A 22740-nucleotide genomic window follows, 5' to 3' on the forward strand; every position below is an offset into this window, starting at 1 on the left:
AGCGTATCCCCGTGGGCCGAACCAGTTGGTCGACTCAGAACGGCCAGGTGGGCAGCGTGGGCAGTCCATCGCGGGTGGGCCGGCCGACGATCCAGGCGAGCAGTTCGGCCCGCGGCAGCTCGGGCAGCGGCAGGTCCGGCGCGACCATCGCCAGTTCGGGCAGCTGCGAGTCGAGAGTCGACTCGACGAACTCCTCCGGCCAGTCCACGCAGCTGTAGCCGAGCCCGAGGTCGAGGTGGTGGATCTCGAGTTCGCGCCAGCGCAGCACCGGGACGTCGCGGGCGGCGACGGGCTTGCGCCACTTCACCGTGGTGCCGAGCAGGTCCGGTCCGATCGACCGAAGAGAGTCGATCACCCGGCGCCCGGCGAACCGCAGGTCCGCCGCCAGCAGCTCGACGGGACGGTCGGCGCCCTCCTCGATGGCGGCCGCGCGGGCGTCCGGTCCGCCCGGATACATCTCGCGGGGCGTCCCGTCGAGTACGCCGAGCGCGAACCGGTTCAGGGCGTCGGCATTGCGGGCGAGATGGGTGACGACATGGCCGCGGCTCCAGCCGGGCAGCGCTGACGTGCCCCGGGCCTGCGCCTCGGTCAACGTGGCGAGCGTCTCCTCGACGCGCCCCTGGGACTGTGCGACCAGTGCGATGACCTCGGCATACGGCAGCGTCATGGCCCGAGCCTAGCGAGTCGCGGGCCCCCGGCGTGGCGATCGCTGACAGTCGCGCGCGTCCGGCGGAACCATCGCGGGGATCCGCACGTTCTACTGATCGGGACCGGTGCCGACACCGGCCCGCCGCGGCGAGTGCTAACGGACATCACCAGCACTGTTCGCGGTAACCTTGATTGTCCGGTGAGCAGCCGGAACCCGGCGCACCGAGCTCGACCGGAGCTGGAAGGCTCGACCGGAACTGGAAAGGACTGGCCCGCAGCGGCTGAACCTGTATGAACCGCAAGACTGTGTTTCGCAACCTGGCGATTGTCGCCGGCATCCTGCTGATCATCTACGCGTTCAGCTACTTCGGTAACGACACTCGCGGGTACACGAACGTCGACACCTCGGTGGCCATCGCCCAACTCGACGCCAAGAACGTCACCGATGCCCAGATTGACGACCGCGAACAGCAGGTCCGGCTGACCCTCAAGCAGGGCAACGCCGCCACCGACAACGCGACCCAGATCATCGCCAAGTACCCGAGCGCCGCCTCCGAGCAGATCTTCAACGAGGTGCAGAAGGCCGGGCTCGAGAAGTACAACACGAAGATCAGTCAGCAGAGCTGGCTCACGCAGATCCTGCTCTTCGTGCTGCCGATGGTGATCCTGCTCGGCCTGTTCGTGTTCGTCATGGGCCGGATGCAGGGCGGCGGCCGTGGCGGGGTGATGGGCTTCGGGAAGTCGAAGGCCAAGCAGCTGACCAAGGACATGCCGAAGACCACCTTCGCCGATGTCGCGGGCGCGGACGAGGCCGTCGAAGAGCTGTACGAGATCAAGGACTTCCTGCAGAACCCGACCCGTTACCAGTCGCTGGGCGCGAAGATCCCGAAGGGTGTGCTGCTCTACGGCCCGCCCGGTACCGGCAAGACGCTGCTGGCGCGCGCGGTGGCCGGCGAGGCCGGGGTGCCGTTCTTCACCATCTCCGGTTCGGACTTCGTCGAGATGTTCGTCGGTGTCGGCGCCTCCCGGGTGCGCGACCTGTTCGAGCAGGCCAAGCAGAACAGCCCCTGCATCATCTTCGTCGACGAGATCGACGCCGTCGGACGCCAGCGCGGCGCGGGCCTCGGCGGCGGCCACGACGAACGCGAGCAGACCCTCAACCAGCTGCTCGTCGAGATGGACGGCTTTGGTGACCGCACCGGCGTCATTCTGATCGCCGCGACCAACCGCCCCGACATCCTCGACCCGGCGCTGTTGCGCCCCGGCCGCTTCGACCGCCAGATCCCGGTCAGCAACCCGGACCTGGCCGGCCGTCGCGCCATCCTCAGGGTGCACTCGCAGGGCAAGCCGCTCGACCAGCACGCGGACCTCGAGGGCCTCGCCAAGCGGACCGTCGGAATGTCCGGCGCGGACCTGGCGAACGTCATCAACGAGGCCGCGCTGCTCACCGCACGCGAGAACGGGACCGTCATCACCGAGGCCTCTCTCGAGGAGTCGGTCGACCGGGTCATCGGTGGTCCGCGCCGTAAGAGCCGGATCATCAGCGAACACGAGAAGAAGATCACCGCGTACCACGAGGGCGGGCACACCCTGGCCGCGTGGGCGATGCCGGACATCGAGCCGATCTACAAGGTCACCATCCTTGCCCGTGGCCGGACCGGTGGTCACGCGATGACCGTCCCCGAGGACGACAAGGGTCTGATGACCCGCTCGGAGATGATCGCTCGGCTGGTGATGGCGATGGGTGGTCGCGCGGCGGAGGAGCTCGTCTTCCACGAGCCGACAACCGGAGCGTCGTCGGACATCGACCAGGCGACCAAGATCGCCCGCGCGATGGTGACCGAGTACGGCATGAGCGCCAAGCTCGGCGCGGTCCGGTACGGCCAGGAGCAGGGCGATCCGTTCCTGGGCCGCTCGATGGGCATGAACTCCGACTACTCGCACGAGGTCGCCCGCGAGATCGACGAGGAGGTGCGCAACCTGATCGAGGCCGCGCACACCGAGGCGTGGGCGATCCTCAACGAGTACCGCGACGTGCTGGACATTCTCGCCACCGAGCTGCTCGAGCGCGAGACCTTGACCCGCAAGGATCTCGAGAAGATCTTCACCACCGTCGAGAAGCGACCGCGGATCACCGCGTTCAACGACTTCGGTGGCCGCACCCCGTCCGACAAGCCGCCGGTCAAGACGCCGCGTGAGTTGGCGATCGAGCGCGGTGAACCGTTCCCCGAGGAGCCGGTCCGCAAGGCACCCTTCGGTGACCGTCAGCCCGTCGGCGCCGCGGCGCCCGCACCGCAGAACGGGTACCCGGCGCCTGTGCCGCAGAACGGTGGTTACCAGCAGCCGGCGCCGAACGGCGGCTACCAGCCGTACCCGCCGCAACAGCAGGCGCCGCAGCCCTCGGCAGGTTCGGTGCCGGACTACGGCGCTCCGGCCGGCTGGTCGGCCCCCGGCTGGCCGCCGCGGAACCCCAACGAAGGTCAGCACGCGCGGCCCGCGGACAACCCCTACGGCCAGTACCCGCAGTGGAATCCGCCGCCGCCGCCGCCGCAGCCGCAGCAGCAGCCGCATCCGACGGAGGAGAAGGACGTCTCGACCGAGCAATGGGAGGGGCCGAACGGACAGCAGTAGGTCGGCGCGCACTAATGTTGCATAACGATCTGTGCTGCACGGGCACAAGCTGTGGACATCGGTCCCTGAGAAGTGGAGGTGCGGTCGGTGTCGGTCAATCACATCGGTGGTGCGAATTCCCGTGAGGGGAGTGAGTTCGTGCTGGAGTCGGTCGAGTCGGGGCGGGTCTTCGACCAGGACCGCGCGGAGGCCGCCGTCCGGGAGTTGCTGATCGCGGTCGGTGAGGATCCGGACCGCCCCGGTCTGATCGACACCCCGTCCCGGGTGGCGCGGGCTTACCGCGAGGTCTTCGCGGGGCTCTACACGGACCCGGATTCGGTGCTCAACACCACGTTCGACGAGGGTCACCAGGAGTTGGTCCTGGTCCGCGACATCCCGATGTACTCGACCTGCGAACACCACCTGGTGTCCTTCCACGGCGTGGCGCACGTCGGCTACATCCCCGGCTCCACGGGGCGGGTGACCGGGTTGTCGAAGCTGGCCCGCCTGGTGGACCTGTACGCCAAGCGGCCTCAGGTGCAGGAACGGCTGACAAGTCAGATCGCCGATGCGCTTGTGCGCAAGCTCGATCCGCGCGGCGTCATCGTCGTGATCGAGGCCGAGCACCTGTGCATGGCGATGCGCGGTATCCGCAAGCCGGGTGCGAGCACCACCACCTCGGCGGTGCGTGGTCTGCTCCAGTCCAGTGCTGCCTCGCGCGCCGAGGCACTGGACCTGATCCTGCGCAAGTGACCGTGTTGTCGACCCCGGGCCGCACCGTGGTGATGGGCGTCGTCAACGTCACCAGTGACTCGTTCTCGGACGGCGGACGGTATCTAGACCGCGACGCCGCCGTCGCGCACGGTCTGGAACTGCGACGCCTCGGCGTCGACATCGTCGACGTCGGGGGCGAGTCCACCCGCCCCGGTGCTCAGCGAATCGACCCGACGGTCGAGGCGCAGCGCGTCGCGCCGGTGATCGCGGACCTCGTCGCCGAGGGGATCGCGGTCAGCGTCGACACCATGCGGGCGTCGGTCGCGCGGGCGGCGATCGAGGCGGGCGCGAGCATCGTCAACGACGTCTCCGGCGGCCGGGCCGATCCGGCGATGGCCTCGGTGCTGGCCGACGCGGGTGTGCCCTGGGTGCTGATGCACTGGCGGTCGGCGGCCGACTACGTGCACGGCGGCTCCGCAGATCACTACGACGACGTGGTGGCGGAGGTTACCGCGGAACTGCTCGCCGCGGTCGATGCAGCGGTCGCGGCCGGCGTCGACCCGTCCCGGTTGATTCTCGATCCCGGGCTCGGTTTCGCCAAGAGCGCGCAACACAATTGGGCGTTGCTCGCGGCCCTGCCACAGCTGAACGCGCTGGGTTTCCCGATACTGATCGGCGCCTCCCGCAAGCGGTTCCTCGGTGCGCTGCTGGCCGACGAGGACGGCGTCCGCCCGCCCGACGGCAGGGAGGTCGCGACCGCGGCCATCTCGGCGCTGGCGGCCCGCGGCGACGCCTGGGGGGTCCGGGTTCACGACGTGCGGGCCTCGCGGGACGCAATCGCGGTGGCGAGCGCCTGGACGGCGGCGGAGAGGGCGGGTCATGTCTGATCGAATCGAGTTGCGCGGATTGAAGGTTCGCGGCAATCACGGGGTCTTCGACCACGAGAAGCGGGACGGCCAGGACTTCTACGTCGATGTCACCGTGTGGATGGATCTGGCGCCCGCCGCGGTCTCGGACGACCTCGCGGACACCCTGCACTACGGCGAGCTCGCACAGACCGCGGCCGACATCGTGGCCGGACCCTCACGCGACCTCATCGAGACCGTGGCCGCCGAGATCGCGGACGCGGTACTGGCGGACGAGCGGGTGAGCGCGGTGGAAGTGACCGTGCACAAGCCGTCGGCGCCGATCCCACTGACGTTCGCCGACGTCGCGGTGGTGGCGCGACGATCGCGCAAGGCGGCCCGCGCGTGACGGGGGCGGACCGATGAGTCGGGCGGTGCTCTCGATCGGGTCGAACATGGGCGACCCGCTCGCGAACCTGCGGTCGGTGGTCGAGGCGCTCGGCGAGCGGGTGCTCGCGGTGTCGAGCGTCTACGCGACCGCGCCGTGGGGCGGCGTCGAGCAACAGGACTTCCTCAACGCGGTGGTGATGGCGGAGGACCCCGGTCTGGACTGCTGGGGGTGGCTGGCGCTCGGTCGCGAACTGGAGACGGCGGCCGACCGCGTCCGCGAGCAGCGGTGGGGCCCACGCAGCCTGGACGTGGACGTGGTGGACTGCGACGGCGTCGTCAGCGACGACCCGGAGTTGACGCTGCCGCACCCACGGGCGCACGAGCGGGCGTTCGTACTGGTGCCCTGGCTCGAGATCGATCCGGCCGCCGAGTTGCAACTCGGCGGAGACGCGAGGCCCGCGCGTGAGCTGCTGGACGGCCTCGACCCGGTCGAGCGGGGCGGGGTGCGCCGCACCGATCTGCGATTGGCGGCGCCGTGATGCCGGAGTTCCAGTGATGAAGCCGACACGAGTCCGGGACCTGCTGGGGCTCGCCGCCTTCGCGGCGATCGCGACCTGGCTGCTCGTTCGCGGGTTCTACGGCTCGCTACCACCGGTGTCGGTGTTTGCCGGAGCATCGCTGTATCCCGTCGCGGCGATCGAGGCCGGGCTCGCGTTCGTGATCAGGGCGCGCGTCGCCGAGCATCGGATCGGTCCGGACCGGCACCAACTCCACCCGATCACCGCCGCCCGTGCGGCGGCGCTGTCCAAGGCGTCATCACTGGTGGGAGCGGCGAGCGCGGGGGTCTGGCTGGGTCTGCTGCTGTTCCTGCTGCCGAAGCGTTCGACGGTCGACGCAGCCGCGGCGGACACGACCGGCGCGGTCGTCGGCCTGATCGCGGGTGTCGTCCTGGTCGCCGCGGCGATGTGGCTCGAACATTGCTGCAGGACGCCCGACGAACCGCCGGACGAGCCGGCGGTCTGACCGCCGCGGAGGCGAATCGCCGGTTGCCAACCTCGGGGCCGGTGGCCCGGGCGGCTATCCTCGCTGTCATGACGGTTTCTGGTCGCGTGGGTTCGCTTCGGCGGGGCAAGCGCAATGCAAGCCAGATGATCGTCGCCGGCCTGGTCGTGTTGGCCGTGGTCGCGAGCCTGTTCCTGATCTTCAGTGACAGCATTCAGTTGTTGCGGGTCGGCGTGGTCATCGCGCTGTGGGCGGCCACGCTCGGTGCCCTCGCCATGACGAAGTACCGGCGGGAATCCGCGCTGGACAAGGCGAAGGTGCGCGACCTCCAGACGGTGTACGAGCTGCAGTTGGAGCGGGAGATCACTGCGCGACGCGAGTACGAGTCGGGGGTCGAGGCGCGGGTTCGCAGCGAGACCAACCTCGACGTGTCGGAGATCGCGGCATTGCGCGCGGAGTTGGCCGCCCTCCGCGGCAGCCTCGAGGTGCTGTTCGAGGGGAAGATGCCGGTCGACCGCGTCGCGCTCACCGCCGACGCCACACGAGTTCCGGAGCTCGGCAGCGGCGTCCGTGGCCCGTACGCCCCGCCGCGCACTTTCACCCCCGAGCCGTCGTACACCGATCCGACTTCGGGCCCGACCTTCGCGACGCCGTTCGACGAGCCGGTCACCGCCGAGGTCTCGGTGGTCGCGGATCCGGTGCCGGAGCCGGCACCCCGGCGCGTTGCCGAGCCGGTCCCAGCTCCCCGGCCCGTCGCCGATCCGGTCGCGGCGGCTCCGTCGCCCGTCGCCGCCCCCGCTGTCGCCACGCCCCGACCCGTGGTGGAGGCGACTACCACCACGCCCGCCCGACCCGAACCGAAGCAGACGCCGGCGCCCGCCCCGACCCCGGCGCCTGCCGTCGCGGAGACCGTGACCGCGGAACCCGTCGGAACCAGCGGTGGCCGTCGCCGCCGCGCAGATCCGGACGAGGACGACACGCAACCCGAGGACGCGGCGCCCGGCGCGCACTCGAGCGGGCTGTCGGTCGCGGAGATCATGGCGAACATGAAGAGCGCACAGCCCGAGTCGGACGGCAGCAGGCCGGGCCGCCGCAGGCGCAACTGAGCGATAGATCACTGTTTTCGCCGTGGCGGCCCACGTCGGGCGGCGGCTATCCTCGCTGTGAACGTCTGGTACCCGCCCCGCGGGACTGGAACGAACGAGAGGAACAACGGTGACCTCATTCGAGATCACTCGAGACGGGCCCTTTCCGGACCCGGCGCCCGCACGACTGACAGTCGGAATCGTCTCGGCGGGACGCGTGGGAACCGCGATCGGCGCCGCACTCGAGCGCGTCGGCCACGTGGTGGTCGCCTGTTCCGCAGTCTCCGACGCCTCGGTCCGCCGCGCCACCGTGCGCCTGCCGGACACCGAGATCCTGCCCGCCGCCGATGTCGCGGCCCGCTGTGAACTTCTCGTCCTCGCGGTTCCCGACGACGAACTCGCCGCCCTGGTGGCCGGCCTCGCCGCAACCGATTCGATTCGACCCGGCACCCTCGTTGCACACACGTCCGGCGCGAACGGCGTCGGCGTCCTCGCCCCGCTCACCGCGATCGGCGCGGTCCCGCTTGCCATCCACCCCGCGATGACCTTCACCGGGCACGACGAGGACGTCACCCGGATGTCCTCGGCCTGCTTCGGCATCACCGCCGCCGACGAGATCGGGTACGCCATCGCCCAGGCACTGGTACTCGAGATCGGTGGCGAACCGGTGCGCGTCCGCGAGGAGGTCCGGCCGCTCTACCACGCCGCCCTGGCACACGGCAGCAACCATCTGGTCACCCTGGTCGTCGATGCGGTCGCCGCGCTACGCGTCGCGCTGGCCGGCGACGAACTGCTGGGCCAGCAGGTGGTGGACGGCGACCCGAACGGTGTGGCCGAACGCGTGCTGGCGCCGTTGCTGTCCGCAGCGCTCGACAATGCACTGCGCAGGGGGCCGTCCGCACTGACCGGCCCCGTCGCCCGCGGCGACAGCGCCGCGGTGGCCGCCCATCTGCGCGTCCTCGACGAGGTGGATCCGCAGATCGCGGCCGGCTACCGGGCCATGTCGCTGCGGTCCGCGCAACTGACAGGTGCCTCACCCGCACTGCTGGAGATCCTGGAGGACCATTCGTGAACGGCTATGCGCGCGGGGAACTGACCGTGCACCACGATCCCGCCGAGCTGACCAAGGTTGCCAAGGCCTTGCGCGGCGTCGGCCGACAGGTCGCGCTCGTGCCGACCATGGGTGCGCTGCACGCCGGGCATCTCGAGATCGTCCGGCAGGCGAAGCTGCGCGGCGCGGTGGTGATCGTGTCGATCTTCGTCAATCCGCTGCAGTTCGGGGCGGGTGAGGACCTCGACGCCTACCCGCGAACCCTCGACCGCGACCTCGAGTTGCTGCGTGGCGAGGGGGTCGAGCTGGCCTTCGCCCCGTCGGTCGCAGCGATGTATCCGAGCGGTCAGCGCACCATGATCCACCCCGGTCCGCTCGGCGGCGAACTCGAGGGGGCCAGCAGGCCGACACACTTCGCGGGCATGCTGACCGTGGTCGCCAAGCTGCTGCAGATCACGGTGCCGAACACCGCCTACTTCGGTGAGAAGGACTACCAGCAGCTCACCCTGATCCGGCAGATGGTCCGCGACCTGAACTTGGACGTCGAGATCTTCGGCGTGCCGACGGTACGGGAGCAGGACGGACTGGCGCTGTCCTCACGCAACCGCTACCTCGACGACCTCCAGCGCACCGCGGCCGCAACGATTTCCGCCGCGCTGGTTGCGGGCGCGCACGCGGCCGCGGGTGGTCCCGAGGCGATCCTGGCGACGGCGCGCGAGGTGCTCGCCACGACGCCGGAACTGGTCGTCGACTACCTGGAGGTCCGCGGCGTCGACCTCGGACCCGCACCCGAGCGGGGTGACGGCCGACTGCTCGTCGCGGCGAGGCTCGGCAACACCAGACTGATCGACAACGTCGGTGTCGCCGTGGGCACCGGATTCCTCGAGCGGGACGAGGATCCCCGCACCGAACAGCCGACACAGGCGGGGTAAGAGCGCCCCCTCGAACGACCCGATACTCCGTTATCCCGTTAGGACTGCACATGTTTCGCACGATGATGAAGTCGAAGATCCACCGCGCCACCGTGACTCACGCGGACCTGCACTATGTCGGGTCGGTCACCGTCGACCAGGACCTGATGGACGCCGCGGACCTGCTCGAGGGTGAGCAGGTGTGCATCGTGGACATCGACAACGGCGCCCGCCTCGAGACCTACGTGATCGCCGGGGAGCGCGGTAGCGGAGTGATCGGGATCAACGGTGCGGCAGCACATCTCGTCAAGCCGGGCGACCTGGTCATCCTCATCGCCTACGGCGTGATGAACGAGCAGGAGTGCCGCGAGTACGACCCCCGCGTGGTGTTCGTCGACGCCGACAACCGTCAGGTGGAGCTGGGTTCGGATCCGGCGCACGCGCCGGAGGGCTCCGGGCTGATCACCCCGCGGATGCTGGCTACCCTCGACGGCCACGCGGCACTGGTGTAGCAATGCTGCTCACCGTCGACGTCCGCAACACCAACATCTCGCTCGGATTGTTCTCCGGTTCCGGTGAGCACTCGAAGTTGGTGCAGGACTGGCGGATGCGCACAGATCCGCGAATTACGGCGGACGAGTTGGCATGGATGCTGCGGGGACTGCTCGGAGCGCACGTCGATCAGGTCGTCGGGGTGTCGGCGCTGTCCACGGTGCCGTCGGTGCTGCGCGAACTGCGGGTGATGCTGGCCCGCTACTGGAGCACCGTCCCGCACGTGGTGGTCGAACCCGGAGTGCGGACCGGCGTGCCGCTGCTGGTCGACAACCCCAAGGAGGTCGGTGCCGACCGCATCGTCAACAGCCTTGCCGCGCATCACCTTTACGGCGGTCCGTGCATCGTCGTCGACTTCGGGGTGTCCACCTGCGTGGACGTGGTGTCGGCCAAGGGCGAGTTCCTCGGTGGGTCGATCGCACCGGGTCTCGAGATCTCCGCCGACGCGCTGGCCTCGCAGTCGGCTGCGTTGCGGAAGGTCGAACTCGTGCGTCCGCGCGGCGTGGTCGGCAAGAACACCGTCGAGTGCATGCAGTCCGGGGCGATATTCGGGTTCGCCGGACTGGTGGACGGGCTGGTGCGCCGGGTGCGGGCCGAGCTGCCTGCCTTCGCCGGCGACGACGTCACCGTGATCGCCACCGGGGACAGCGCGCCGTTGGTGATGCCGGAGTCCGAGACCATCGCCCACCTCGAACGCGACCTCGCGCTCGAGGGACTGCGCATCGTCTACGAGCGCACCCAGGAGCGACGGGCGGCCAAGCGGCTCCCGATCGTCTGACGGGCCTCGGACGGACCCTTTGCCAAACTCCGGATCTGTGTCACACTGGTCGACGTGAATTCCCGCATGGTTGCTCAGGAGTGTTGTCGAGGCTGACTGCCGCCTCGACTCGGTTGAGGCACGTCCAACGGCCTCGATCAATTCACCCTCCTGGAGTCTCTCCCATGCTTTCCACATCTGTGGTTTCTTCTGTCACATCCCTGTCCGCGCAGGCCTCGCCGAGTCGCCTTCGCCCGGCGGACCTGCTGCGCATCACCGATCAGGGCGCGCAGGACGTGCTCGACGGACGCTTCGCCCATCTGCTTCCCCGTGCGGGTGAGTGGCCGACCCTGGAGCGCTGGTCCACTCGACTGCACGCCGACGACGACGTCGACGTCTGGCTGATCAGCTGGGTGCCGGGTGCGACGACCGAGTTGCACGACCACGCAGGGTCGCTCGGTGCGCTCACGGTTCTCAGTGGTGTGCTTGCCGAATACCGTTGGAGCGGTAGCGAACTGAAGTACCGGACGCTCGAAGCCGGCGACCAGGCGTCGTTCCCGCTCGGGTGGGTGCACGACGTCATGGAGGCGCCAGGCGGTCCCGCGGATCCGGCCGCCCCGACGCTGAGCGTGCACGCCTACTCGCCGCCGCTGACCGCGATGTCCTACTACGAGGTCACCGATCACGGCAGCCTGCGGCGCACCCGCACCGAGCTGACCGATCTCCCCGAAGGGCGGACGGCATGACCATCGACCAGATGCTCGAGAAGGCCCGCAGCAGCTACCGCCGCATGTACGTCTTCGAACTCGAGGACGCAATCGCCCGGGGCGCGATGATCGTCGACATCCGACCGCAGGCCCAACGCGACCGCGAGGGCACGCTGCCCGGCGCGCTCGCGATCGAACGCAACGTGCTCGAGTGGCGGCTCGACCCGACCAGCGACGCGCGTATCGCGCTGGCCGCCGACCACGACGTCGAGTGGATCGTGATCTGCTCGGAGGGATACACCTCCAGCCTCGCCGCGGCGGCGCTGCAGGAACTGGGTCTGCACCGGGCGACCGATCTGGTCGGCGGCTACCAGGCCATCCGTTCGGCGGGGCTGCTCGGGGCTGCCACGCGTTCGCGACACCTGGTTCGTGACACCGCCGCGGCAGCTGCGCACTAGTTGCGGCCGGCCCAGCGTTCGTGGGCGCGTCGACGGGGAGGGAGGCCGACGCGGTCACCTCGCACCGCGGGGCATTACCCTGGTCAACCGTGAGTGATGTAGCAACCGAGCCCACCGACGACACCCCCGAGCAGCTTCGCATCCGCCGCGAGAAGCGGGATCGGATCCTGGCGCAGGGTGGGCAGGCGTACCCGGTGTCGGTGCCGCGCACCCACGCCCTTGCCGAGATCCGCGCGAAGTACCCGGACCTGGAGCCCGACACCGCGACCGGTGACGTGGTCGGCGTCGTCGGCCGGGTGATCTTCGTCCGCAACACCGGCAAGCTCTGCTTCGCGACCCTGCAGGAGGGCGACGGCACCCAGCTGCAGGCGATGATCAGTCTGGCCGCGGTCGGCGAGGATGCGCTGGCGGCATGGAAGTCCGACGTCGACCTCGGCGACTTCGTGTTCGTGCACGGCGAGGTCATCAGTTCGCGGCGTGGCGAGCTCAGCGTCATGGCCGATGCCTGGCAGATCGCGTCCAAGTCGCTGCGACCGCTGCCGGTCGCGCACAAGGAGATGAGCGAGGAGTCCCGGGTTCGGCAGCGCTATGCCGACCTGATCGTGCGCCCCGAGGCCCGCGAGAACGCACGCAAGCGCGTCGCCGTCGTGCGTGAACTGCGTGCCGCACTCGAGCGCCGCGGCTTCCTCGAGGTCGAGACCCCGATGCTGCAGACCCAGGCCGGTGGCGCCGCGGCACGACCGTTCGTCACGCACTCGAATGCTCTCGACATCGACCTGTATCTGCGGATCGCCCCCGAGCTGTTCCTCAAGCGTTGCGTGGTGGGCGGTATCGAGAAGGTTTTCGAGATCAACCGGAACTTCCGCAACGAGGGCATCGATTCGACGCACTCGCCGGAATTCGCGATGCTCGAGACCTACGAGGCGTACGGCACCTACGACGATTCCGCGACGATGATTCGCGAATTGATCCAGGAGGTGGCTCAGTCGGCATTCGGCACGCAGGTGGTGACCCTCGCCGACGGCACCGAGTACGACCTCGGTGGCGAGTGGAAGACGATGGAAATGTACCCGTCGCTGTCCGCCGCGATCGGCGTTGCGGTCACCCCGGAGACCACCGTCGACGAATTGCTCTCGTTGGCAGAGAAGGTCGGTCTCGAGGTGCCCAAGGACAAGGGCTACGGCCACGGCAAGCTGGTCGAGGAGCTGTGGGAGCACCAGTGCGGCGACCAGCTTTTCGAACCCACCTTCGTGCGTAACTTCCCGGTGGAGACCTCGCCGCTGACCCGGCAGCACCGCAGTGAGGCGGGTGTCACCGAGAAGTGGGACCTGTATGTGCGGGGCTTCGAACTCGCGACGGGCTACTCCGAGCTGGTGGACCCGGTGATCCAGCGGGAGCGCTTCGTGGACCAGGCCCGGCTGGCGTCCGCCGGCGACGACGAGGCCATGCTCCTCGACGAGGAGTTCCTCGCGGCGATGGAACAGGGCATGCCGCCGACGACCGGCACCGGCATGGGTATCGACCGGCTGCTCATGGCATTGACGGGATTGGGTATCAGGGAAACGATCCTGTTCCCAATTGTCCGACCTGCGGCGCGCTGATTTCTTTCTAATAGCGTTTTCCCTTTTCTTGCGCGTTGGGTATCTTTGATTCGGGGGTACACTCGGCAAAACCGGAGCACGGGGCCCGGTAATTGCGCGCTCATTTGAAGGGAACTCGACCTATGGCGAAGAAAGTCACCGTCACGCTGATCGACGATGTGGATCAGGAAGCGGCCGCCGATGAAACCGTCGAGTTCGGGCTCGACGGAGTTGTCTACGAGATCGACCTGTCCTCGGAGAATGCCGCTAAACTCCGCGACCAGCTTGACGTTTGGGTTTCCCATGCTCGCAAGTCGACCGGGCGTCGGCGCGGCAAGTCCGCACCGGTGACCGGCAAGTCGCGGGTGGCGGTGGATCGGGAGCAGAGCGCGGCGATCCGCGAGTGGGCCAGGCGCAATGGGCATCCGGTGTCCGCGCGCGGGCGCATCTCCTCGGAAATCACCGAGCTGTACAACAAAGCAAACTGATCCTTCCGTATTTCTCGTTCGTTTCACCCGCCCGCGCGTATGTCGGCTGTTAGCCTCGCGGGCGGGTGACACGACGAGAGCTATCCGGGGGGTACCATGCGCGGGCGAATTGTCTTTGGTGCGTTGATTTCGGCGGCCACGTTTTTCCTGGGTGCGGGCACCTCGAGCGCCGCCCCGCCACCCCTTCCCGTTCCGTACCAGTTCCTGGCCGGCGTCCCGCTGGAACTGGGAAATCCGGGTGGTTCGGCCCCCGGTTCCAACGACTGGTCGTGTAAGCCGACCGCGCAGCACCCGGAACCGGTGGTCCTCGTACACGGCACCGGCGGCAACCGCCAGACCAACTGGGCGACGTACGCGCCGTTGCTGGCGAACGAGGGGTACTGCGTCTTCGCCCTCACCTACGGCGCCCACGACGAGCTCCCGTGGCCGATCAGCGCGATCGGCGCGATGCGCCCGATGGAACAGAGCGCGCAGGAACTCTCCGACTTCGTCGACCGGGTGCTCGCAGCGACCGGGGCCTCGAAGGTCGACATCATCGGTCACTCGCAGGGCACGCTGATGCCCAACTACTGGGTGAAGTTCCTCGGCGGTGCCGACAAGGTCGACAAGTACGTCTCGCTCGCGCCGCTCTGGCACGGCGAGGGGTCCTTCGACCTGGACAAGAACCTGGCGTCCTTCCGTAAGTTGGGCGTCGATGCCATGACACCCGGGATGGCTCAGCTGTGCGGGGCTTGCTCACAGATGATCGCCGGTTCGACATTCATGGCGAGGATGCAGGCAGGCGGCGTGTACGCGCCGGGTGTCACCTACACGAACATCATCACCCGCTACGACGACGTCGTGATCCCGTACATGAGTGGGTACCAGGAGGGTCCGAACGCGACGAACATCTTCGTCCAGGACCACTGCTCGCAGGACTACGGCGACCACCTGTCGATCGCGGGTGAGCCGGTGGCCGCCGCTCTGGTGCTCAACGCGCTCGACCCGGCCCACCAGCGCCCGGTGCCCTGCGTGTTCGTGCCGCCCGTCGTCGGGTGAGCGCGCGCCGCGGTTCGGCCGCGGAGCCCTGGCGCGAGCGAAGGTGCTGAGCGCGCTCGACCCGCAGCATCCGACGCCGGTGCCGTGCGAGTTGGTGCTGCCGATGATCGGCTGACTGCTACGCCGTGTTTCCATCCTGTTCGCTGCGAGCGTAGCGCCGACAGGAAACGAAACACCTGGGTACCGCGTTGAGACCAGTAAGCATGCACACTGTCCCCGTCGGAATGGGATGGAGGCGGCGCAGGCCGTACCACCGGCCACTAGAGTAGAGGTGCGGCTCGTGGATCCCGCTGAGGGATCTACCCATCAAGAACGTGAGGGAGAGCGATGTTCGAGAGGTTCACCGACCGCGCACGGCGCGTTGTTGTCCTGGCCCAAGAAGAGGCCCGGATGCTCAACCACAACTACATCGGCACGGAACACATCCTGCTCGGTCTCATCCACGAGGGTGAGGGCGTTGCGGCGAAGTCGCTGGAGTCGTTGGGTATCTCCCTCGAGGGCGTGCGCAGCCAGGTGGAAGAGATCATCGGCCAGGGTCAGCAGGCCCCGTCCGGTCACATCCCCTTCACCCCGCGCGCCAAGAAGGTGCTGGAGCTGAGCCTGCGCGAGGCGCTGCAGCTCGGCCACAACTACATCGGCACCGAGCACATCCTGCTCGGTCTCATCCGCGAGGGCGAGGGCGTCGCCGCCCAGGTCCTCGTGAAGCTGGGCGCCGACCTCAACCGGGTCCGTCAGCAGGTCATCCAGTTGCTGTCCGGTTACCAGGGCAAGGAGCCCACCGAGTCCGGTGGCAGCCGCGGCGAGGCGGGTACGCCCTCCACGTCGCTGGTTCTCGACCAGTTCGGCCGCAACCTGACGCAGGCCGCGCTCGAGGGCAAGCTCGACCCGGTCATCGGCCGCTCGAAGGAGATCGAGCGGGTCATGCAGGTGCTCTCGCGCCGCACCAAGAACAACCCGGTGCTGATCGGAGAGCCCGGCGTCGGTAAGACCGCCGTGGTCGAGGGCCTCGCGCAGGCCATCGTCAACGGCGAGGTCCCCGAGACGCTGAAGGACAAGCAGCTGTACACCCTCGACCTGGGTTCCCTGGTCGCGGGCAGCCGCTACCGCGGTGACTTCGAGGAGCGCCTGAAGAAGGTGCTCAAGGAGATCAACACCCGCGGCGACATCATCCTGTTCATCGACGAGCTGCACACGCTGGTCGGTGCGGGTGCTGCCGAGGGCGCCATCGACGCGGCCTCGATCCTCAAGCCGAAGCTCGCTCGCGGCGAGCTGCAGACCATCGGTGCGACCACCCTCGACGAGTACCGCAAGTACATCGAGAAGGACGCCGCCCTCGAGCGCCGGTTCCAGCCAGTGCAGGTCGGCGAGCCGACGGTCGAGCACACCATCGAGATCCTCAAGGGTCTGCGCGACCGCTACGAGGCGCACCACCGCGTCTCGATCACCGACGGCGCGCTGGTCGCGGCCGCCACCCTGGCGGACCGCTACATCAATGACCGCTTCCTGCCGGACAAGGCGATCGACCTGATCGACGAGGCCGGCGCCCGGATGCGCATCCGCCGGATGACCGCGCCGCCGGACCTGCGCGAGTTCGACGACAAGATCGCCGACGCGCGTCGGGAGAAGGAGTCCGCGATCGACGCGCAGGACTTCGAGAAGGCCGCGAACCTGCGCGACAAGGAGAAGACCCTCGTCGCGCAGCGCACCGAGCGCGAGAAGCAGTGGCGCTCCGGTGACCTGGACGTCATCGCCGAGGTCGACGACGAGCAGATCGCCGAGGTCCTCGGTAACTGGACCGGCATCCCGGTGTTCAAGCTCACCGAGGAGGAGACCACCCGTCTGCTCCGCATGGAGGACGAGCTGCACAAGCGGATCATCGGCCAGGAGGATGCCGTCAAGGCGGTCTCCAAGGCGATCCGCCGCACCCGTGCCGGTCTGAAGGACCCGAAGCGTCCGTCCGGTTCGTTCATCTTCGCCGGCCCGTCCGGTGTCGGTAAGACCGAGCTGTCCAAGGCGCTGGCGAACTTCCTGTTCGGCGACGACGACGCGCTCATCCAGATCGACATGGGCGAGTTCCACGACCGCTTCACCGCCTCGCGCCTGTTCGGTGCCCCTCCCGGGTACGTCGGGTACGAGGAGGGCGGCCAGCTGACCGAGAAGGTCCGCCGCAAGCCGTTCTCGGTGGTGCTGTTCGACGAGATCGAGAAGGCGCACCAGGAGATCTACAACACGCTCCTGCAGGTGCTCGAGGACGGCCGTCTCACCGACGGTCAGGGTCGTACGGTCGACTTCAAGAACACCGTGCTGATCTTCACCTCGAACCTGGGCACCTCCGACATCTCCAAGGCGGTCGGACTGGGCTTCTCGTCCGGAACCGGCAGCGAGTCGAACTACGAGCGGATGAAGCTCAAGGTCAACGACGAGCTCAAGAAGCACTTCCGGCCCGAGTTCCTCAACCGCATCGACGACATCATCGTCTTCCACCAGTTGACCAAGGATCAGATCATCCAGATGGTCGACCTGATGATCGGCCGCGTGGAGAAGCAGCTGAAGAACAAGGACATGGACATCGAGCTGACCGAGCAGGCGAAGTCGCTGCTCGCCAAGCGCGGCTTCGATCCGGTGCTGGGCGCGCGGCCGTTGCGCCGCACCATCCAGCGCGAGATCGAGGACCAGCTGTCGGAGAAGATCCTCTTCAACGAGGTCGGTCCCGGTCAGATCGTCCTGGTCGACGTCGAGGGCTGGGACGGCGAGAGTGCCGGCGAGGACGCGAAGTTCACGTTCACGCCGAGCCCCAAGCCGGTCAAGGTCCCGGATTCGCCCGCCGAGGCGCTGGCCGGAGCCGGCGAGGCCCCGTCCGAGGGTGGTTCGGCCGAGTAGTTGCACGCACGACAACGCCCCACGAGCGAATGCTCGTGGGGCGTTGTCGTGTCTGCGGCGGGGACGGCGCGTCAGCCTTCCCCGCCGACGCTGTTACCGCGAGACGGTCCGGTCGAGGGGGTTGAGGCGTAGCGGAATTCGCATCCCGCCGTGCCACAGCACCGCGATCGTCGACCGGGGCCGGACCTTGCTCTCGTGGCGGGCGAGCGCGCCGAACTCCGCGCCGAAACCGTCCCGGGGCAGCGCAGCGACCACGGCGCGAGCGAAGTCCGGCGGCAGGTCCCGAATCCGGTATCCCGCGACATCGAGGTGGGCGGCGTCGTGCAGCAGGGCGGCCTCGGCGCCGTGCCCGGTCGGTGTGTGCGGGTCCATGTGACGTGCGATCGCTATCGCCACCGTGTCGGCCATAGCGGCGTCGCCTCGGTCCGCGACGAACTGCCTGGCGTCCTCGGACCCCAGCAGTGCGAAGCAGCCGACGTGCGCGTCGGCGGGCGCGCCCAAGGCGGTGTCGTGCAGGGCGCACGCGACGAACAGTGCCTCGGGGTCGGGTTCGACACCGTCCACCGCGCGAAATCGCATGGCCCACTGCCAACACCGCAGGCTGTGGGCGAGGACTCCGGGACTGAGCACCTCGCGAGCGTGCTCGAGTGCTTCCCTGGCCAGGGCGGAATCGGGCGGGTCGAACAGTGCGGGCGGCGGGCCGTGCTTCGGTACTGCGGCCAATTGGCTCGGCAGTGCACGGGTTTGGATGGCGGCCGCCTGCAGCATCACGCGGAGCCGGTCGGCCCGGCCGAGTTCACCGCCCCGCATCTCCGAAGTCCTCCAATCGGCGGACGGCGTCCGCCCTTGCCATCGCGATGAGCGAATCTGCGCCGGCACGGGAGATCGTGCGGCGTCCCTCGAGGCTGAGCACCCCGTTGACGGTCGCCCACGCCAGCAGTACGAGCTCGTCGGGGTCGGGGACCGTCGAACCGATCGCCGACACCAGCTCGCGGATGATCCCGATCAGCGTCGCGTCGATGCGCGTGCGGGCCAGCGCCACGACCTCGGAATCCCGATCGTCGACGTCCGTCAGGCCGAGGATCCGGAAGGCCAGGGGCCGGGAGCGGTGGAACGCGACGTATGCGTCGAAGCCCGCCAGGAGACGGTTCGTCCCGGCGGTCATGCCGGTCAGTGCTTCCCGCATGCCGTCCGCATGCTCGGTCGCCGTGCGACAGGCGAGCGCGGCGTACACGTCGGCCTTGCCGCCGGGGAAGTTCGCGTAGATGGAGCTGAGTGCGACGTCTGCTTCGTTCGCGAGGGCGTCGACGCTCGTCGACCGGTAGCCGTCGCGGGTGAACAGTCGATCGGCGGCGTCGAGCACCGCGGTGTGCGTTCGTCGGCGCCGGCGGTCGGCGGGTGGGTCGAGACTCATGCCGAAACCGTAGTACAGTTCCGAAAACGTAGTCAAACTTCGGTTAAGGGGTGACGTCATGTCCGACGCAACGATCCAGGCACCTACGACGGGGTCCGAGGCGATGCGGCTGTTCCTCCCGCAGTCGCCCTTCGTGCGGCACCTCGGTATCGAGCTCGTCGACATCGGCGACGATCACGCACACCTGCGCATGCCGTTCCGGGACAACCTGGTCACCGTCGGCGAGATGGTTCACGGCGGCGCTCTCGCCGGCTGCATCGACATCGGCATCACGGCCGCGGCGTGGGCCGGGCCGCGGGTACCCGAGAAGCTGCGCGGCGTCACCGTGTCCATGTCGATCGAGTTCCTCGAACCGGCGTTCGCCGAGGACGTCGACATCATCGGAACGCGTCTGCGGCAGGGCCGCAGGTTGAGCAACTGTGCCGTGGACATCGTGACCACGACGGGCGGCACTCTCGTGGCCAAGGGGCTGGGCACGTATCAGGTCGGGTGATCGGCGGCCGCCGCCGCAGGTCGTCTCACCCGCGCGTGAACCGGGCCCGCACCGCGTCCATCCGGGCCTGCAGCTCGTCCTGGCTGATCACGCCCAGGTCGAGCAGAGCGTGCGCGGTCACCAGTGCGGACCGGGCGCGGACCGGGAAGTCGACGTAGATCGTCTCGCCCAGTTCGTCCTCGGCCTCGCGTCGTTCGAGGTTGTCGAGCGAACCGCGCCACGACAGGCACTCGCAGGTGGCCTGCATGCTCGATTCCCACGGCGCCGGTTTGCCGTCCAGTTCGGGCAGGGTCCGCTCGCGTCGCTCCCTCGGGTCGAGGGTCTGTCTGAGCACGTCGTAGCCGCCGGCGTTCATCGGGACACCCCCGTCGGGACCTGGGAGGGTGGCGCGGTGGCGGTCCAATCCACCTGCGGCAGAGCTACTCCGATCATGGTGTCGCGGGTGACGATGCCGGCGAGTTGCTCCTCGGTCCAGTTCTCGGTGCCCTCGGGGCGCATCGGCATCACCATGAACCGCGACTTCTGGTTCGAATCATGCACGCGCACCTCCACGTCGGGTGGCATGTGGAGGCCGAACTCCGCGCCAGCCGATGCCCACCTCCTTGCACGTCTCGGTGCCGTCGGCGAGCAGGCGCGCCTTGAAGTCGGGGTCCGTCCAGGCCTTCGCGACCAAGCGGGACCCGCCGGACGGGCCGACCGAGCCCGCCCACTCCGAGAAGCGCCGGTGATCCTCGGGCGAGAACAGGCCCTTCTCGATCGCCAGTTCGCGGATCGCGGTCTCGAGGACCTCGAACTCGCTGATCTCGCCGGATTCCTCGATGGGCGCGAGCGGGTCGTGGGTGTGGCTCACTTGGGCTCCTCGGGTTGGCCGCCGACGTCGTGCAGGACGTGTCGCAGAGCGGCGAACAGTTCGTTGGATATCTCGTACGGCGAGTCCAACGGGTTGCGGAGCACGGGGGAGAGGTCGGCGCCGCGGCCTTGCAGCGCGCCGAAACCGGTCGGTGAACTCATGGAGATCTCCGTATGTCGCGAAGCCGCACTCGTTGCGCGAGAAGCGAACTCGAGCGACGCGATGGCCTGCTCGACTCGCGTGGAGCGGTGCTAGTGGCAGGGCAGGCCGAGTAGGTGGCGGCCGTCGTGCATCAGTTCGTGCACGAACATTCCGGTGCGTGAGATCGCACCCTGATCGAAACCGACCAGGTAGAGGGTGAGTAGCGCGAGCAGGAGCACGCCGACGCCGACGAGAACCGCGCCCAGCGATTCCGTTGCCCTGCTTGGTGAATGGACAATCGCCATGGTTCCTCCCGGGAACGTCATGCCTGTCTATCCAGATCGTGCACATCCGCGTGTCAGCACGTCGACATCTCGGTCAGACGACGCTGACGGGCTCGAGGCCCCGAATCGCAGTCTCGCAGTGCCTGAGGTTACACCGGGGCAGCGAGCGGTACGGGCGTTCTCGCCCCACGGTCGCGTGTTCGGCGCACGAGAACCCGGCCGATGGTGTGGACTGGCCGGGTGCAGTCCGTAGCAGACGACCGCCCTGCCCGCGCCACACTCGTCCTCGCCGCGCTGATCATCGTGGCGGCTGTGGCGAACCTGAATCTTGCGGTGGCGAACGTCGCCCTGCCCGACATCGGGCGGGCCTTCGACGCGAGCCAGACCCAGTTGAACCTCGTCGCGGTGGGCTACTCGGTCGGTCTGGCAGCCTCGGTCCTCTACCTCGGCGCCCTCGGCGACAGGTACGGCCGCAAGGCGATGCTGGTCCTCGGCATGGCGCTGTCGATCCCAGCCAGTGTGGTCGCGGGTATCGCCCCCAGCATCGAGGTGCTCTTCGTCGCGCGACTGCTCGGCGGCGTCAGCGCCGGTCTCGCCTTCCCGACCACCCTCGCGCTCATCACCGCACTGTGGTCCGGCGCGGCGCGAACCCGGGCCATCGCGCTGTGGTCCTCGATCGGCGGCGGCATCTCCTCGCTGGGACCGCTGGTCTCCGGTGCACTGCTCCAACACTTCGACTGGGGGTCGGTGTTCCTGGTGACGGTGCCGCTGGCATTGATCGCGTTGGTGGCGGCCGCGCTGTGGGTGCCCAGTCACGTCAACGAGTCGGTCGATCCGGTTGACCATCTCGGCGGGATGGTGTCGGTGGTGTTGGTCGCTGCACTGGTGCTCGGAATCAACTTTGCGCCGGTCGAGGGCATGCTCGGCACGGCGCTGTCGATGATGTCGATCGCGCTGGCGGCCGCGGTCGTGTTCGTGATCCGCCAGTCGCGGGCGCGATTCCCGCTGTACGACCTGCATGTCGCGCGTCGGCGCATCTTCTGGGTTGCCGCGGTCGCGGGCATCGTGGTGTTCGGGACCCTGATGGGGACGATGTACATCGGCCAACAGTTCATGCAGAACGTGCTCGGCTACTCCACTCTGGCCGCGGGGGCCGCCGGACTGCCGGCGGCGGCTGTCATGGTGGTGGTGGCGCCGCAGTCGGCCAAACTCGTCGAGTCGCACGGGTCGCGGTTCACGCTTCTGCTCGGCTACGGAGCGATCGTGTTGGGGCTCCTGGTCGCGCTGCTGCTGTGGAAGGAGGACGCCCACTACTGGAAGATCGCGCTCGGGTACGTGCTGCTCGGCGTTGGCGTCGGCCTCGCGGGCACGCCCGCCTCGCACTCGCTGACCGGATCGGTCCCGGTGTCGCGGGCGGGGATGGCCTCGGGCACCGCCGACCTGCAGCGCGATCTCGGCGGGGCGATCGTGCAGTCGGTGCTCGGCGCACTCCTCACCGCAGGGTACACCGCCTCCTTCGCCGCGACGATCGCAGCGAACCCGCAGTCCGACGCCATCAGTGCGCAGACCCAGGCCGCCCTCGAGAAGTCGTTCGCCGGGGCGGAGGGGATCGCCGAGCGCTATCCGCAATACGCGGAGCCGATCATCGCCGCTGCCCGCTCGGCGTTCCTGGACGGGGACGGCAAGGCGTACGGTGCGGCCATCGCGATCGTCCTGGTCGGTGCAGCGCTGGTCTTCTTCGCCTTCCCGCACCGCGATCGGGAACGAGAACTGTTGGCGCAGTACGAGGAAAGCGACCGCGTGGTCGCGCCCACCTCCTGACGTCCCGGGCCGAGCACTGGT

General features: G+C 68.6%; 25 protein-coding genes and 1 pseudogene. 19 read left to right on the top strand and 7 right to left on the bottom strand.

What is annotated here, in order from left to right:
* Positions 1–34 precede the first annotated feature (34 nt).
* Positions 35–667: a maleylpyruvate isomerase family mycothiol-dependent enzyme gene (locus FK531_RS03025; RefSeq protein WP_142095122.1), complete on the bottom strand. Its 633-nt coding sequence runs from the start codon at positions 665–667 to the stop codon at positions 35–37.
* A 272-nt stretch (positions 668–939) separates the two neighbouring features.
* On the opposite strand from FK531_RS03025, the gene ftsH reads away from it, so the two are divergent.
* The 17 genes from ftsH to FK531_RS03110 all read left to right on the top strand — a co-directional run bounded on the left by ftsH (position 940) and on the right by FK531_RS03110 (position 17716).
* The gene (ftsH, locus tag FK531_RS03030; RefSeq protein ID WP_142095123.1) at positions 940–3279 is read left to right on the top strand and encodes an ATP-dependent zinc metalloprotease FtsH; all 2340 of its coding nucleotides are present in this window, start codon (positions 940–942) and stop codon (positions 3277–3279) included.
* A 102-nt stretch (positions 3280–3381) separates the two neighbouring features.
* The gene (folE, locus tag FK531_RS03035; RefSeq protein WP_494338123.1) at positions 3382–4011 is read left to right on the top strand and encodes a GTP cyclohydrolase I FolE; all 630 of its coding nucleotides are present in this window, start codon (positions 3382–3384) and stop codon (positions 4009–4011) included.
* A gap of 32 nt (positions 4012–4043) precedes the next feature.
* Positions 4044–4859, top strand: coding sequence for a dihydropteroate synthase (gene folP / locus FK531_RS03040; protein WP_142095351.1), 816 nt, complete (start codon positions 4044–4046; stop codon positions 4857–4859).
* The gene (gene folB, locus FK531_RS03045) at positions 4852–5226 is read left to right on the top strand and encodes a dihydroneopterin aldolase (protein ID WP_142095125.1); all 375 of its coding nucleotides are present in this window, start codon (positions 4852–4854) and stop codon (positions 5224–5226) included. The genes folP and folB overlap by 8 nt, the downstream gene beginning before the upstream one ends.
* 13 nt (positions 5227–5239) lie before the next feature.
* Entirely contained in the window at positions 5240–5746 is a 507-nt protein-coding gene (gene folK / locus FK531_RS03050) for a 2-amino-4-hydroxy-6-hydroxymethyldihydropteridine diphosphokinase (protein WP_142095126.1), read from the top strand.
* Positions 5747–5762: 16 nt separating this feature from the next.
* Positions 5763–6230 carry a DUF3180 domain-containing protein gene (locus tag FK531_RS03055; RefSeq protein ID WP_142095127.1) on the top strand — a complete coding sequence of 156 codons (468 nt, stop codon included), beginning with the start codon at positions 5763–5765 and terminating at the stop codon, positions 6228–6230.
* Positions 6231–6298: 68 nt separating this feature from the next.
* On the top strand, positions 6299–7315 hold the full coding sequence (locus FK531_RS03060; RefSeq protein ID WP_142095128.1) for a DUF6779 domain-containing protein: 1017 nt from the start codon (positions 6299–6301) through the stop codon (positions 7313–7315).
* Between the two features lie 109 nt (positions 7316–7424).
* Entirely contained in the window at positions 7425–8366 is a 942-nt protein-coding gene (locus FK531_RS03065) for a Rossmann-like and DUF2520 domain-containing protein (protein WP_181762791.1), read from the top strand.
* The gene (gene panC / locus FK531_RS03070) at positions 8363–9277 is read left to right on the top strand and encodes a pantoate--beta-alanine ligase (protein ID WP_142095129.1); all 915 of its coding nucleotides are present in this window, start codon (positions 8363–8365) and stop codon (positions 9275–9277) included. The genes FK531_RS03065 and panC overlap by 4 nt, the downstream gene beginning before the upstream one ends.
* Positions 9278–9327: 50 nt before the next feature.
* Positions 9328–9768 carry an aspartate 1-decarboxylase gene (panD, locus tag FK531_RS03075; RefSeq protein WP_142095130.1) on the top strand — a complete coding sequence of 147 codons (441 nt, stop codon included), beginning with the start codon at positions 9328–9330 and terminating at the stop codon, positions 9766–9768.
* Positions 9769–9770: 2 nt separating this feature from the next.
* Positions 9771–10586 carry a type III pantothenate kinase gene (locus tag FK531_RS03080; protein ID WP_142095131.1) on the top strand — a complete coding sequence of 272 codons (816 nt, stop codon included), beginning with the start codon at positions 9771–9773 and terminating at the stop codon, positions 10584–10586.
* A 164-nt stretch (positions 10587–10750) separates the two neighbouring features.
* Positions 10751–11311 carry a cysteine dioxygenase gene (locus FK531_RS03085; protein ID WP_142095132.1) on the top strand — a complete coding sequence of 187 codons (561 nt, stop codon included), beginning with the start codon at positions 10751–10753 and terminating at the stop codon, positions 11309–11311.
* Complete coding sequence (locus tag FK531_RS03090) at positions 11308–11730, top strand: rhodanese-like domain-containing protein (RefSeq protein ID WP_142095133.1); 423 nt, start codon at positions 11308–11310, stop codon at positions 11728–11730. Before FK531_RS03085 ends, FK531_RS03090 begins: the two co-directional genes overlap by 4 nt.
* 89 nt (positions 11731–11819) lie before the next feature.
* Positions 11820–13331 carry a lysine--tRNA ligase gene (gene lysS / locus FK531_RS03095; RefSeq protein ID WP_142095134.1) on the top strand — a complete coding sequence of 504 codons (1512 nt, stop codon included), beginning with the start codon at positions 11820–11822 and terminating at the stop codon, positions 13329–13331.
* Between the two features lie 122 nt (positions 13332–13453).
* Entirely contained in the window at positions 13454–13798 is a 345-nt protein-coding gene (locus FK531_RS03100) for a histone-like nucleoid-structuring protein Lsr2 (protein ID WP_142095135.1), read from the top strand.
* 96 nt (positions 13799–13894) lie between these two features.
* The gene (locus tag FK531_RS03105) at positions 13895–14836 is read left to right on the top strand and encodes an esterase/lipase family protein (protein WP_142095136.1); all 942 of its coding nucleotides are present in this window, start codon (positions 13895–13897) and stop codon (positions 14834–14836) included.
* A gap of 327 nt (positions 14837–15163) precedes the next feature.
* Positions 15164–17716: an ATP-dependent Clp protease ATP-binding subunit gene (locus FK531_RS03110; RefSeq protein ID WP_142095137.1), complete on the top strand. Its 2553-nt coding sequence runs from the start codon at positions 15164–15166 to the stop codon at positions 17714–17716.
* Positions 17717–17809: 93 nt separating this feature from the next.
* On the opposite strand, the gene FK531_RS03115 is transcribed toward FK531_RS03110, so the two are convergent.
* Positions 17810–18526, bottom strand: coding sequence for an HD domain-containing protein (locus FK531_RS03115; RefSeq protein WP_142095138.1), 717 nt, complete (start codon positions 18524–18526; stop codon positions 17810–17812).
* A complete protein-coding gene (locus tag FK531_RS03120) occupies positions 18513–19130 on the bottom strand; it encodes a TetR/AcrR family transcriptional regulator (protein ID WP_142095139.1) in 618 nt (205 codons plus the stop codon). The genes FK531_RS03115 and FK531_RS03120 overlap by 14 nt, the downstream gene beginning before the upstream one ends.
* Positions 19131–19188: 58 nt before the next feature.
* Between FK531_RS03120 and FK531_RS03125 the strand changes: the two genes are divergently transcribed.
* On the top strand, positions 19189–19623 hold the full coding sequence (locus FK531_RS03125) for a PaaI family thioesterase (protein WP_142095140.1): 435 nt from the start codon (positions 19189–19191) through the stop codon (positions 19621–19623).
* Between the two features lie 25 nt (positions 19624–19648).
* Here the strand turns inward: FK531_RS03125 and FK531_RS03130 are convergent, their stop codons facing one another.
* From FK531_RS03130 to FK531_RS03140, 4 genes and pseudogenes are all read right to left on the bottom strand, one after another.
* On the bottom strand, positions 19649–19978 hold the full coding sequence (locus tag FK531_RS03130; protein WP_142095141.1) for a nitrile hydratase subunit beta: 330 nt from the start codon (positions 19976–19978) through the stop codon (positions 19649–19651).
* Positions 19975–20473 (bottom strand): annotated as a pseudogene (locus tag FK531_RS03135) (nitrile hydratase subunit alpha). Before FK531_RS03135 ends, FK531_RS03130 begins: the two are co-directional and overlap by 4 nt.
* A complete protein-coding gene (locus FK531_RS22215; protein ID WP_181762810.1) occupies positions 20470–20634 on the bottom strand; it encodes a hypothetical protein in 165 nt (54 codons plus the stop codon). Before FK531_RS22215 ends, FK531_RS03135 begins: the two are co-directional and overlap by 4 nt.
* Before the next feature lie 90 nt (positions 20635–20724).
* On the bottom strand, positions 20725–20919 hold the full coding sequence (locus FK531_RS03140; RefSeq protein WP_142095142.1) for a CbtB domain-containing protein: 195 nt from the start codon (positions 20917–20919) through the stop codon (positions 20725–20727).
* 201 nt (positions 20920–21120) lie between these two features.
* On the opposite strand from FK531_RS03140, the gene FK531_RS03145 reads away from it, so the two are divergent.
* Positions 21121–22719: an MFS transporter gene (locus FK531_RS03145; protein WP_142095143.1), complete on the top strand. Its 1599-nt coding sequence runs from the start codon at positions 21121–21123 to the stop codon at positions 22717–22719.
* The last annotated feature ends 21 nt before the right edge of the window (positions 22720–22740 follow it).

Origin of the sequence: Rhodococcus spelaei, assembly GCF_006704125.1 — a bacterium.
Taxonomy (GTDB): Bacteria; Actinomycetota; Actinomycetes; order Mycobacteriales; family Mycobacteriaceae; genus Rhodococcus_G; species Rhodococcus_G spelaei.

Bases quoted from the DNA above. Each gene is read 5' to 3' on its own strand.
- FK531_RS03025 (WP_142095122.1), bottom strand. From the start codon at position 667: ATGACGCTGCCGTATGCCGAGGTCATCGCACTGGTCGCACAGTCCCAG.
- ftsH (WP_142095123.1), top strand. From the start codon at position 940: ATGAACCGCAAGACTGTGTTTCGCAACCTGGCGATTGTCGCCGGCATC.
- folP (WP_142095351.1), top strand. From the start codon at position 4,044: ATGGGCGTCGTCAACGTCACCAGTGACTCGTTCTCGGACGGCGGACGG.
- folB (WP_142095125.1), top strand. From the start codon at position 4,852: ATGTCTGATCGAATCGAGTTGCGCGGATTGAAGGTTCGCGGCAATCAC.
- folK (WP_142095126.1), top strand. From the start codon at position 5,240: ATGAGTCGGGCGGTGCTCTCGATCGGGTCGAACATGGGCGACCCGCTC.
- FK531_RS03055 (WP_142095127.1), top strand. From the start codon at position 5,763: ATGAAGCCGACACGAGTCCGGGACCTGCTGGGGCTCGCCGCCTTCGCG.
- FK531_RS03060 (WP_142095128.1), top strand. From the start codon at position 6,299: ATGACGGTTTCTGGTCGCGTGGGTTCGCTTCGGCGGGGCAAGCGCAAT.
- panD (WP_142095130.1), top strand. From the start codon at position 9,328: ATGTTTCGCACGATGATGAAGTCGAAGATCCACCGCGCCACCGTGACT.
- FK531_RS03080 (WP_142095131.1), top strand. From the start codon at position 9,771: ATGCTGCTCACCGTCGACGTCCGCAACACCAACATCTCGCTCGGATTG.
- FK531_RS03085 (WP_142095132.1), top strand. From the start codon at position 10,751: ATGCTTTCCACATCTGTGGTTTCTTCTGTCACATCCCTGTCCGCGCAG.
- FK531_RS03090 (WP_142095133.1), top strand. From the start codon at position 11,308: ATGACCATCGACCAGATGCTCGAGAAGGCCCGCAGCAGCTACCGCCGC.
- FK531_RS03100 (WP_142095135.1), top strand. From the start codon at position 13,454: ATGGCGAAGAAAGTCACCGTCACGCTGATCGACGATGTGGATCAGGAA.
- FK531_RS03105 (WP_142095136.1), top strand. From the start codon at position 13,895: ATGCGCGGGCGAATTGTCTTTGGTGCGTTGATTTCGGCGGCCACGTTT.
- FK531_RS03110 (WP_142095137.1), top strand. From the start codon at position 15,164: ATGTTCGAGAGGTTCACCGACCGCGCACGGCGCGTTGTTGTCCTGGCC.
- FK531_RS03115 (WP_142095138.1), bottom strand. From the start codon at position 18,526: ATGCGGGGCGGTGAACTCGGCCGGGCCGACCGGCTCCGCGTGATGCTG.
- FK531_RS03120 (WP_142095139.1), bottom strand. From the start codon at position 19,130: ATGAGTCTCGACCCACCCGCCGACCGCCGGCGCCGACGAACGCACACC.
- FK531_RS03125 (WP_142095140.1), top strand. From the start codon at position 19,189: ATGTCCGACGCAACGATCCAGGCACCTACGACGGGGTCCGAGGCGATG.
- FK531_RS03130 (WP_142095141.1), bottom strand. From the start codon at position 19,978: ATGAACGCCGGCGGCTACGACGTGCTCAGACAGACCCTCGACCCGAGG.
- FK531_RS22215 (WP_181762810.1), bottom strand. From the start codon at position 20,634: ATGAGTTCACCGACCGGTTTCGGCGCGCTGCAAGGCCGCGGCGCCGAC.
- FK531_RS03140 (WP_142095142.1), bottom strand. From the start codon at position 20,919: ATGGCGATTGTCCATTCACCAAGCAGGGCAACGGAATCGCTGGGCGCG.
- FK531_RS03145 (WP_142095143.1), top strand. From the start codon at position 21,121: ATGGTGTGGACTGGCCGGGTGCAGTCCGTAGCAGACGACCGCCCTGCC.